Annotated in this window: 10 protein-coding genes; 9 read left to right on the top strand and 1 reads right to left on the bottom strand. The window is 43.2% G+C overall.

Features of this window, described 5'->3' with window-relative positions:
• The 4 genes from ACQRBN_RS14360 to ACQRBN_RS14345 form a co-directional block, all read left to right on the top strand.
• Positions 1-645, top strand: a 645-nt coding sequence (locus tag ACQRBN_RS14360; RefSeq protein WP_427739702.1) for a response regulator transcription factor, incomplete at its 5' end; no start/stop codon positions are given.
• A 122-nt stretch (positions 646-767) separates the two neighbouring features.
• Positions 768-1685, top strand: a complete 918-nt coding sequence (locus ACQRBN_RS14355; RefSeq protein WP_427739701.1) for an ABC transporter ATP-binding protein — start codon at positions 768-770, stop codon at positions 1683-1685.
• Positions 1678-2526 carry an ABC transporter permease gene (locus tag ACQRBN_RS14350; RefSeq protein WP_427739699.1) on the top strand — a complete coding sequence of 283 codons (849 nt, stop codon included), beginning with the start codon at positions 1678-1680 and terminating at the stop codon, positions 2524-2526. The genes ACQRBN_RS14355 and ACQRBN_RS14350 overlap by 8 nt, the downstream gene beginning before the upstream one ends.
• Positions 2527-2545: 19 nt before the next feature.
• On the top strand, positions 2546-3457 hold the full coding sequence (locus ACQRBN_RS14345; RefSeq protein WP_427739697.1) for a sensor histidine kinase: 912 nt from the start codon (positions 2546-2548) through the stop codon (positions 3455-3457).
• A gap of 274 nt (positions 3458-3731) precedes the next feature.
• Here ACQRBN_RS14345 and rpsT read toward each other — a convergent pair whose 3' ends face one another.
• Positions 3732-3995 (bottom strand): 30S ribosomal protein S20, encoded by a 264-nt coding sequence (rpsT, locus tag ACQRBN_RS14340; RefSeq protein ID WP_427739696.1) that lies wholly within the window; start codon positions 3993-3995, stop codon positions 3732-3734.
• Positions 3996-4187: 192 nt separating this feature from the next.
• On the opposite strand from rpsT, the gene gpr reads away from it, so the two are divergent.
• The 5 genes from gpr (at position 4188) to nudC (ending at position 11805) form a co-directional block, all read left to right on the top strand.
• Positions 4188-5177, top strand: coding sequence for a GPR endopeptidase (gene gpr / locus ACQRBN_RS14335; RefSeq protein WP_427739694.1), 990 nt, complete (start codon positions 4188-4190; stop codon positions 5175-5177).
• Between the two features lie 71 nt (positions 5178-5248).
• Positions 5249-6481 (top strand): stage II sporulation protein P, encoded by a 1233-nt coding sequence (locus ACQRBN_RS14330; protein WP_427739693.1) that lies wholly within the window; start codon positions 5249-5251, stop codon positions 6479-6481.
• Between the two features lie 223 nt (positions 6482-6704).
• The gene (locus ACQRBN_RS14325; protein ID WP_427739691.1) at positions 6705-8627 is read left to right on the top strand and encodes a DNA gyrase/topoisomerase IV subunit B; all 1923 of its coding nucleotides are present in this window, start codon (positions 6705-6707) and stop codon (positions 8625-8627) included.
• 74 nt (positions 8628-8701) lie between these two features.
• On the top strand, positions 8702-10942 hold the full coding sequence (locus ACQRBN_RS14320; RefSeq protein ID WP_427739690.1) for a DNA gyrase/topoisomerase IV subunit A: 2241 nt from the start codon (positions 8702-8704) through the stop codon (positions 10940-10942).
• Positions 10943-10962: 20 nt separating this feature from the next.
• Positions 10963-11805 (top strand): NAD(+) diphosphatase, encoded by an 843-nt coding sequence (gene nudC / locus ACQRBN_RS14315; RefSeq protein WP_427739689.1) that lies wholly within the window; start codon positions 10963-10965, stop codon positions 11803-11805.
• Positions 11806-11908 lie beyond the last annotated feature (103 nt).

Below are 11908 nucleotides of genomic sequence, written 5' to 3'. Positions count from 1 at the left end.
AACTTATTAAATGAAGCGCTTTCTAAAGAAGGATACACTTGTGAACAGGCATTTTCCGGTACAGAAGCCCGTATGCTGCTTGGGATGAATACATATACATTGGTAATGCTGGATCTGATGCTGCCGGGCATCTCCGGCGAGGAGGTTCTGGCAGAGATACGCAGAAAAGGAAATATACCGGTTATTGTACTGACGGCAAAAGGAGATCTGGATGAGAAAATTAATCTTCTGACCAACGGTGCTGATGATTATATTACGAAGCCATTCGAAATTAAGGAAGTCATTGCTCGTGTGCAGGTGCAGCTTCGTCACGCGGCGCAGGAATCTCCCATAACGTCCGCACAGCATACGTTGACTTACCGGGGACTGACGCTAGATAAGGATACCTTTCAGGTGAGTGTTGAAGGAAAGATACTTCCGAAGATTACGAGACAGGAATTCGCCATTTTGGAACTATTGCTGCGACGTCCTAAGCAAGTATTTAGCAAGGAAGATATCTTTGAGTATGCCTGGGAAGAGCCGTATATGGGAGAGACGAAGACGCTAGATGTTCATATCAGCAATATCCGAAAGAAGATTAAGGCTGTTTCGCAGGAGGAATATATTGAGACGGTATGGGGAATCGGATACCGGCTTCACCCATAGTATCAGAGGATTATCTTTACTCTTTTTTTACTATTTATTTGCGTTCGATTAGGATTCAATCCGTAATATAAATGGCAGATAAGAAAAACGCAGATAAAAGCGCATCAAAGGAGTGTCATGAAATGAGTGAGATATTATTACAAACCATTGGCCTGACCAAACAATATGGACATCATAAAGCGGTGGATCATGTGAACATTCATATTAAGAAAGGTGCTATCTATGGATTCATTGGAAGAAATGGAGCGGGAAAGACCACTTGTCTTAAGATGATCAGCGGTCTTGCCAAGCCGACTAGCGGTGAGATCGAGATGTTTGGTTACAAAGGCAAGGATCTGGGAAGGATTCGTACCAGGGTTGGCTGCCTGATTGAATCACCGGGGCTATATGGAAACATGGATGCCTATGAGAATCTAAAGATTAAGTGCAAGCTTTTTGGTATTCATAAAGACAACTATATAGAAGAAATCTTACGTGTTGTGGGTCTTTCTGATGTGGGGAAGAAAAAGACGAAGCATTTCTCATTAGGAATGAAGCAAAGACTGGGTATCGGGCTTGCGCTTGTGGGTGAACCGGATTTATTGGTTCTGGATGAGCCAATCAATGGACTGGATCCACAGGGAATTGCAGAAGTCAGAGATATTATCCAGAAACTAAGAGATGAGAGGAATATGACCATCTTGATTTCCAGTCACATTTTAGAAGAATTGTCTAAGATCGCAACAGACTATGGAATCATTCACAATGGAAGTCTGCTGCAGGAATTGACCCGGGAAGAATTGATGAGCCGCTGCAGTGAGAGAATTGAAGTGATTCTGGATGAGCCGGAAAAGGCACTTCCGATACTGGATGCATTAGGATTTGCCAACTATCAGGTTATAGATAAAGAACATATCCATATATTTGAACGGCTAAGTGAGAGTGCTGTTCTTAATATGGAACTGGCGAAAGCAGGAATTCCAATTAAAGGAATCCAGGTAACCAGTGAGGAACTGGAGGCTTATTTCTTGAATCTGACAGGAGGTGCACAGAATGCTTAATATGATAAAGATGGATATATACAGAATGTTCCGGACAAAGAGTCTCTATGTAATATGGATCATTATGGCAGTGGCTGTCATAATTACTACATATATGTCGAAAATCGATTACGATGCAATACAAGAAGAAATGAATAGACAACAGGCAGTAGTAGAGGAAGAACAGGCAGAAGAGCAGGTGAATCTTGGAATGACAGTGGTCCTTCCTACGCAGCCGGGAGAAATGGTTACGGTGTTTGACTTGTTCTATGCGAATACACAGGCGAAGTTTATTGCGTTGTTCCTTGTGATTTTTGCGGTAATCTTTGGTACGGCAGATATAAATAGCGGATATATTAAGAATATCGGAGGGCAGGTCAGAAACCGAGGGCATCTGGTGCTTGCCAAGATGGTATCATTACTGGCATACACCATTCTTAGCATGGCCGGATATGTACTTCTCCAAGTGGTTGCAAATCAGATCATCTTTGGAAAGATCGAATTAGGAAATACAAAAGAATTCTTACTATATCTGGGTGCGCAGACAGCATTGCACTATGCGTTGGTGATTATCAGTATGGCACTTGCAGTAGTGATTCGAAGCAATGTGATCAGTATGGTAATCGTTATCTGTCTGTGTATGAATATGATGATGATTCTCTACAGTGCAGTAGATAATCTGATTCACAAAGCCGGAGCCAAAGACTTTCAGTTGATTGAGTATACAGTGACAGGGAAGATTGCGATGCTTCCAATGGGACCGACGGGCAGCGAGTGTGTACAGGCGGTTGTGATTGCTCTGGGATTTGTCATTGTTATGATACTGGCAGGCAGTGCAATATTCAGAAAGAGGGATATATAGAAAGTGAGATTATAAGGGTATGTATATAGTAATTGGGATTCTGGCAGGAATCATATTGATACAAACATACATTTTGTGGAAATTCCAGCGGCAGGTGAAAGACATCTGCCGCCAATTGGCGTTTCTGATTCATAACGAAAGTAATATGATTATTACGCATGAGATAGATAGTGGAGGAATCGGAGAACTATCGGAACTTTTGAATGAATTCTTGGCGTTGAGACGAAAGGAGAGAAAGGAATATCTGGAGAAAGAGAAGATCATTGCTGATACATACACCAACCTTTCTCACGATATCCGTACACCGCTGACTTCTCTGGATGGGTATTTCCAACTCATGGAGACCAGTGAGAGTCCGGATGACCAGAGACGATATATGAGAATTATTCAGGAGAGAATCGAAAGTCTCAAGGAGATGCTAGAAGAGTTATTTACCTTTACAAAGTTGAAAAATGACTCCTATCAATTGGAAATGTCCAGATGCTGTATCAATCGTATTTTAAAAGAAATGATATTTTCTTATTATGAGGAGTGGATGCAGCTTGGAATAATGCCAGAGATTGAGATTACAGAAGAATTGCTTTATCTGGAGGGGAATGAACAAGGGCTTCGCAGAGTAATCCAGAATATTATTAAAAATGGTCTGGATCACGGAGAAAAACGGATTAGGATTCAACTGCATAAGCAGATTGTGGATCGTAGGGCGCAGGTTGTGTTCCGGATCAGTAACCGGGTGAAAAATCCAGAAAATATTGACATAAGCCAAGTGTTTGAACGATTCTACAAAGCAGATGCCGCCAGAAGTAAGACGTCTACGGGGCTAGGTCTTTCTATTGCGAAAGAACTGGTGATACGGATGAATGGAGAGATTGAGGCGAGGATTGAGGGGGATGAATTCTGTGTGGAGATGAGGTTTCCTTGTGAAACATAAAAATATCGCCTTTTTAATGAATAAATTCAAAATATCGCCTTTTTTGATGAATAAAAATGCCGGTAGATTTATAGGAACATTGGAAAGAATTATAATGACTATTTTTATTTCTATCAATCAATATAATCATTGTGATGATATACAATGGAGTAGATATAAGAGTTGCCTATCAATTAAGATTTTAAGAGGCGAAAGATTTGTCAGATCATCATATGCAAATAAAAAAACAGCCACTGACGGTATGGCTGTTTTTTGTACGCATATTCTCTATCTATTAAGCAATTCCGTTTACGGCTTTTGCTAAACGGGAAATCTTTCTAGAGCATGTGTTCTTGTGATAAACACCCTTGCTTCCTGCTTTGTTGATCTCAACGATTGCAACCTTTAATGCAGCTTTTGCAGCCTCAGCATCTTTGTTCGCTACAGCTGTTTCAACTTTCTTAATGCAAGTTTTTACTTTAGATTTGATTGCTTTGTTTCTAGCAGCTTTTGTTTCGTTTACTAAGATTCTCTTCTTTGCAGATTTGATATTAGCCAATTTGTCCACCTCCAATATCTTTTATTTCGATTGTATCGATTGTGAATTTGAATTCGTTAGAGCCGGACACGGACGTTCTAACGAAACATACGAATTTATTTTAGGGCAAGGAATGATTTCTGTCAATACATATTTCTCAAAATATTGTAAAAACTAGGATATATGTGATTATTTAGTTGGAGGATATTAGGGATGATTGAGAAGTATAGTATTCGGACGGATTTGGCGCTTGAGGATAAGGAGAGGTTTGAGTCAGATCATGTGGAGGTTCAGGGGGTGTCTCTGGAGGAGAAGTACGATGAGGAGCGGGAGATCAAAGTGACTACCGTGAAGATTGAGACGGAGAATGGTGCAAAGATTATGAAGAAGCCAGTGGGAACCTATATTACGATGGAGGCTCCGAATATGGCAGTGCCGGATGAGGACTATCATGAGGAGATATCGAAGGAACTTGCAATGTTTTTGGAGCGGTTTATCAAAGCGGATAAGGAAGATTACTCTGTTCTGGTTGTGGGGCTGGGAAACCGGAAGGTGACGCCGGATGCGCTGGGACCATATGTGGTGGATAACCTTAATATTACTAGGCATATTGTGAAAGAATATGGAAAGTATGCGATGGGAGAAGAAAATGTACGCCTGATCAGTGCCATCGTTCCGGGAGTGATGGCTCAGACAGGGATGGAGACAGTGGAGATTGTCAAGGGGATTGTCCGAGAGACGAAGCCGGACCTCATGATAGCGGTGGATGCTCTGGCGGCACGAAGTTCTAAGAGACTGAACCGGACGATTCAGATCTCGGATACGGGGATTAATCCGGGATCTGGTGTGGGGAATCACAGGAATGCGATTACGGAAGAGACGGTTGGGATTCCGGTGATTGCCATTGGCGTACCGACAGTAGTGGATGCTGCGACGATTGTCAATGATACCATGGAGAATCTGATTGCGGCGCTGGAAAGTTCGGAGACTCTGCGGGGCGTTGGCGTGGTGATGCAAGGGTACAATGCGGCAGAGAAGTATGAACTGGTGAAGGAATTGATCTCTCCGCATCTGAATGGTCTCTTTGTGACTCCGAAGGATATTGATGAGACGGTTAAGAGAATCAGTTATACCATATCAGAAGCGCTGAATATGCTCTTTTTGGGAGGACATGCTCATAATCAGGAAGAAAGTCTCATATAGTGTTAAGACATGAAGTGAAAAAAGTGCTGTCTGTGTGAATGCAGACAGCAGTTCTTAGATGGAGTGATGATGTGGGACAGAAACAGCGGATTAGCCGTATAATTATTGTGATAATCCTGGGAATTCTGGCTGTGTATGCCTGTATGCATATTCGGGTATCTCTGGGAATAGAGAAGCGAAGTCAGACAAGGATTAACCGGATATTAATGGATCAAGCGAAGCGGTCATATCTGACAGGATTTGCATATATTGAGGAAGGGAAGGAAGAGTCCCTTAAGGATTGGGTAACGGAGGCGGCAATGGGATTCATTCCGCTTGGAACATATGTGGAGGGAAAGGAAGCTTCCCATACGGATGTGGAAGATCAAGAGACCTATCAGATGATTGTGGCGCAGCAGGCAAATGATGAGAATGCGGTGGATGAGAATGGGCAGTTGATTCTTAATGATGACCCGGTGCCAGAAGTAGTACAGACCTCCGGAACACCAATTGATACGTCGATGGAGAATCTGATGAACTATGAGTATCTGGTTGGAAATTTTTATACGATTGATTCGAATACGATGGCTGATCCTGAACTTCTGAATGCAGAGAAGTTAATGGGGAAGGACATGACGATTGACCAGTCAGGCGATGGACCTAGAGTGTTGATTTATCATACCCATTCTCAGGAGGCATTTGCAGATTCAGTGGAAGGGGATGTTAATACGACAATTGTGGGAATCGGCTCATATCTGACAGAACTTCTGAATAATACTTACGGAATCCAGACGCTTCATCATGAAGGAGTTTATGATCTGGTGAATGGACAATTAGATCGCAGCATGGCTTATGAATTGGCAGAACCGGAGATTCAGGCGATTCTCCAGGAGAACCCGAGTATTGAGGTGGTCATTGATCTGCATAGAGATGGTGTAGCAGAGGGAACCCATCTGGTCACTGAGATCAATGGAAAACCAACTGCACAGATCATGTTTTTCAATGGATTGAGCAGGACGCGGGCAAACGGGAATATCAGTTATCTTCCGAATCCATATATTGAAGATAACCTTGCATTTTCATTACAACTTCAGATAGCGGCGACCAATCAATTTCCTGGATTTACCCGTCATATTTACTTGAGAGGGTATCGGTATAATATGCATTTTAAGCCGAAAACTCTTCTTGTGGAGGCAGGAGCGCAGACCAATACGGTGGAGGAGATGCGTAATGCCATGGAGATTCTGGCAGCCACACTACATAATGTACTTGTAAAGTCAAATACCCCGCAGCAAACTACGGGCATCGAAATTGAAGCGCAGTAGAGTTGCGTGGTATTTGACCCTCGCGGCATTCGCCAAATGCGTGTGCAAGCACCCGCGCTTGGCTCATTGCTCGTGGGAATAAAATATGTTTGAACAAGGCTACATTTTGTGCTAAGATATTGGCAGTATGGAAAAGTTTGCCCATTTGTCAGTATTGTATGTACTGGAAGTTGGCAGACTTTGCCTGATGATGTAGAGGAAATGTTAGAAAGGATATATAGGAATGGCGAAAAAGAATACATATGATGCAGATAGTATTGCCATATTAGAAGGACTGGAAGCGGTTCGGAAACGACCAGGAATGTACATCGGAAGTGTCTCTGCCAAAGGATTGAATCACTTAATCTATGAGATTGTGGATAATGCAGTGGATGAGCATCTGGCCGGATATTGTTCAGAGATTCGTGTGACGCTGGAAAAAGATGGTTCGGCAACGGTGGCTGATAACGGACGTGGAGTTCCGGTAGGGCTTCATGCAACTGGCGTATCCGCAGCAAGAGTTGTCTATACGACCCTTCATGCCGGCGGTAAGTTTGATGATTCTGTCTATAAGACAAGCGGTGGACTTCACGGAGTCGGCTCTTCGGTTGTGAATGCGCTGTCTACCCATATGGATGTGGAGATTAGCCGTGAGGGATATATTCATCATGACAGATATGAAAGAGGCAAACCGGTGATGGAATTGGAAGATGGTCTGCTGCCGAAGATCGGCAAGACCAGGAAGACCGGAACGAAGGTGAACTTTCTGCCAGATGATACGATATTCGAAAAGACGAAGTTCCGTGCGGAAGAAGTGAAGAGCCGTATGCATGAGACGGCTTATCTGAATCCTTCTCTTACGATTATATTTGACGATAAAAGAGGCAGTGAACTGGAACATATTGTATACCATGAACCGGATGGAATTCTGGGATTCATTAAGGATTTGAATTCTAAGAAGGAGATTGTCCATGAGCCAGTGTATTTTAAAGGAGAAGCAGAAGGTATCGAAGTGGAAGCAGCATTCCAGTATGTGAATGAGTTTCATGAGAATGTACTTGGTTTCTGTAACAATATCTATAATGCAGAGGGAGGAACCCATCTGACTGGATTCAAGACTACTTTTACAACCGTCATTAACCAGTATTCCAGAGAACTGGGAATATTAAAAGAGAAGGATGCGAACTTTACCGGAGCGGATGTGCGTAATGGTATGACGGCAATCATCTCAATCAAGCATCCGGATCCAAGATTCGAAGGGCAGACTAAGACGAAATTGGACAACCCTGATGCTGCGAAAGCATGTGGAAAAGTGACGAATGATGAGATCATCCGATATTTTGACCGAAATTTGGATACTCTGAAAAAGGTGATCGGATGTGCGGAGAAGGCGGCGAAGATTCGTAAGACGGAGGAACGTGCGAAGACGAATCTGTTAACGAAGCAGAAGTATTCCTTTGATAGTAACGGAAAACTGGCGAACTGCGAGAGCCGGGATGCCAGCAAGTGCGAGATATTCATCGTAGAGGGAGATTCTGCCGGAGGATCAGCTAAGACGGCGCGAGATAGGATGTATCAGGCGATTCTGCCGATCCGTGGTAAGATTCTGAATGTGGAGAAGGCAAGCATTGATAAGGTGCTGGCGAATGCAGAGATTAAAACGATGATTAATGCATTCGGTTGTGGATTTTCCGAAGGATATGGTAACGACTTCGACATCAGCAAATTACGTTATGACAAGATTATTATAATGGCAGATGCCGATGTGGATGGAGCACATATCTCCACGCTGCTTTTGACACTGTTCTATCGATTCATGCCGGAATTGATCTATGAAGGACATGTCTATATTGCAATGCCTCCTCTGTATAAAGCAATGCCGAAGAAAGGTGAGGAAGAGTATCTCTATGATGACAAGGCGCTAGAGCGTTACCGCAAGACATATGATGGTCCATTCACTCTTCAGCGCTATAAAGGTCTGGGTGAGATGGATGCCGAGCAGTTGTGGGAGACAACACTGAATCCAGAGACACGTATTCTGAAATTAGTAGAGATTGAGGATGCAAGGATGGCCTCTAGTGTTACCGAGATGCTGATGGGGACAGAAGTGCCGCCAAGACGGACATTCATCTACGAGAATGCAACGGAGGCAGAGTTGGATATATAAGTTAGGTACACCACATTTGTTAGTTTGGGACGTAGTAAAAGTGCATTTTACTACGTCCCTAAAAGGAGAAAAATATGCAGGATTCACAGATTATTAGAACTGAATATTCGGATGTCATGAAGAAATCATACATCGATTACGCCATGAGTGTAATTGTGGCGAGAGCCTTGCCGGATGTCAGGGATGGATTGAAACCGGTACAGCGGCGAACCCTTTATGATATGTATGAACTGGGTATCCGTTACGATAAGCCTTATCGGAAATGTGCCCGTATCGTGGGAGATACCATGGGTAAATACCACCCTCACGGAGACAGTTCCATCTATGAAGCACTGGTGGTTATGGCGCAGGATTTCAAAAAAGGGATGATTCTGGTTGACGGGCACGGTAACTTCGGTTCCATTGAAGGAGACGGGGCTGCTGCCATGCGTTATACAGAGGCGCGCCTTGCGAAGATTACGCAGGAAGCATACCTGGCAGACTTGGATAAAGATATCGTAGACTTTATGCCGAACTTTGATGAGACGGAAAAAGAACCGGAGGTACTGCCAGTGCGGATTCCTAACTTGCTGGTCAATGGTGCCGAAGGTATTGCCGTAGGTATGGCGACCAGCATTCCGACGCACAATTTGGGAGAAGTCATTGATGCGGTAAAAGCCTATATGAAGAATGATGAAATCAGCACAAAACAGTTGATGAAATACGTCAAAGGTCCGGATTTCCCAACGGGTGGAATTGTGGTTAATAAAGATGATCTTCTGAATATCTATGAGACAGGGACAGGCAAGATCAAGATCCGCGGCAAGGTAGAGGTAGAAGAGATGAAGGGCGGCAAGAAACGCCTGGTCATTACAGAGATTCCTTACACTATGATCGGTGCCGGGATTGGGAAATTCCTGAATGATGTCTGTGCGTTGGTAGAATCTAAGAAGACCAGTGATATCGTGGATATTTCGAATCAATCTTCCAAAGAAGGAATCCGAATCGTGATTGAGTTGAAGCGTGGAGCAGATATCGAGAACCTGACCAATATGCTTTATAAGAAGACACGTCTTGAGGATACTTTCGGTGTGAATATGCTTGCCGTTGCAGATGGTAGACCGGAGACCATGGGGATTAAGAAGATCATTGAGCATCATGTGGATTTCCAGTTTGAACTGGCGACCAGGAAGTATCAGACACTTCTGAATAAAGAGAAGGACAAGAAAGAGATTCAGGAAGGTCTGATGAAAGCGTGCGATGTAATTGATTTGATTATCGAGATCCTACGGGGAAGCCAGTCTGTGAAGGATGCAAAGGCTTGTCTTACGAATGGCGTAACAGATAACATTAAATTCAAGTCCGGCATTTCCAAGAAGATGGCAGCTATGCTCAGATTTACTGAGCGTCAGGCTACGGCAATCCTGGAGATGCGCCTGTACAAATTAATCGGTCTGGAAATCGAGGCTCTGATGAAAGAGCATGATGAGACGTTGAAGAAGATTGCGAGATATGAAGATATCCTGAATAATTATGACTCCATGGCAGATGTGATCATTGAAGATCTGGAGAAGATAAAGGCAGAATTCGCACGAAAACGCCGCACCATGATTGAAAATGCTGAAGAAGCAGTCTACGAAGAGAAGAAGATTGAGGAGCAGGAAGTGATCTTCCTGATGGACCGCTTTGGCTACGCGAAGACGATAGATACGAATATATATGGCAGGAATAAAGAGGCTGCGGATACAGAGAATAAATATGTGATTTCTTGTATGAATACGGGAAAAGTCTGCCTGTTTACCAATACAGGAAAGATGCATCAAGTCAAAGTCCTGGATCTGCCTTATGGAAAGTTCCGTGACAAGGGACTGCCGATAGATAATGTAAGTAATTATGACAGCACGCAGGAAGAGATTGTGTATATCTGCGATGCAGAACAGATGCGTTATGCAAGGCTGCTGTTTGCGACGAAGCAGGGCATGATTAAGAAGGTGGAAGGAACCGAATTCCAAGTGGCAAAAAGAACCATTTCAGCAACAAAACTTCAGGCGGAAGATGAAGTGATCAGCGTTCAGGTAATCAGCGAGAATCAGAATGTAGTTCTTCAGACGAAGGATGGATATTTCCTGAGATTTACTGCCATGGAAGTGTCTGAGAAGAAGAAAGGCGCCATCGGCGTGAGAGGAATCAAACTTCGCAAGAATGATGAACTGGAACAAGTATATCTTTTTGAAGAGGGTACAGAAGCAAAGGTGACCTATGGTGAGAAGGAAGTGACACTGAACCGGCTGAAGATGGCGAAGAGAGATGGGAATGGAACAAAAGCAAGAGTATAGAAAGAAGGGACACAGTACTTATGATACAGGACATTTGCCCCCATCATTATAAAAATGAATATCATCCAATGGCGCCAGACAAGAATAGTTTCTTGCTCTGTTATGACGGTCGAAAGGTTTTAGTAAGGCATAAGAATGATGAGATTATATTTCCTGCCTTTGAAGAGGCAGAAGCAGGGAATGACAGGGATAAACTTTACAAAGATTATACATATCTATTTGCAATAGACGGTATGCGTTTCTATCTTGGGAATCATGTATCCTGTGATGCTTTGAATGAGTATGTCTGGGAGGATACGCAGATCTTCCGGAATGCGAATCCAAAGTACATGGGATTTGCCGGAATTACGGGCTGGCAGCTTCATAGATGGTACGAAAGCCATCGGTATTGTGGACGATGCGGCAAGTCATTGGTGAAAGATGTGAAAGAGCGTATGCTGTATTGCCCTGAATGTCATAATATGGAATATCCCAAGATCTGTCCGGCGGTAATTATTGCCGTGACTCATGGCAATCGTCTTCTGATGTCTAAATATGCCGGGCGGGAGTATAAGAAGTATGCACTGCTTGCCGGATTTGCGGAGATTGGGGAGACCATTGAAGAGACGGTAAAGCGTGAAGTAATGGAAGAGGTCGGACTAAAGGTGAAGAATATTACCTATTATAAGAGCCAGCCTTGGTCATTTACAGATACCTTGCTGTTGGGATTCTTCTGTGAATTAGACGGGGAAGAAAATATCACGCTGGATCGAGAAGAACTGGCGTTGGCAGAGTGGTTTGAAAGGGAAGAGATTCCTGTGAAACCAGATGATTGCAGCCTGACGAATGAGATGATGATGGCATTTAAAAATGGAATAAAATAACTGTACAGAATGTGAAAAGGATGAGTAAAAAGTAATTCTACTCATCTTTTTCTTTTTTCTTTATTTTGGTCACATCAGGGATTGTTTCTTCGTTATAATTATT

Source organism: Bariatricus sp. SGI.154 (assembly GCF_050313795.1).
Taxonomy (GTDB): Bacteria; Bacillota; Clostridia; order Lachnospirales; family Lachnospiraceae; genus CAMBRQ01.
This window is presented reverse-complemented; position numbering and strand designations above follow the sequence as displayed.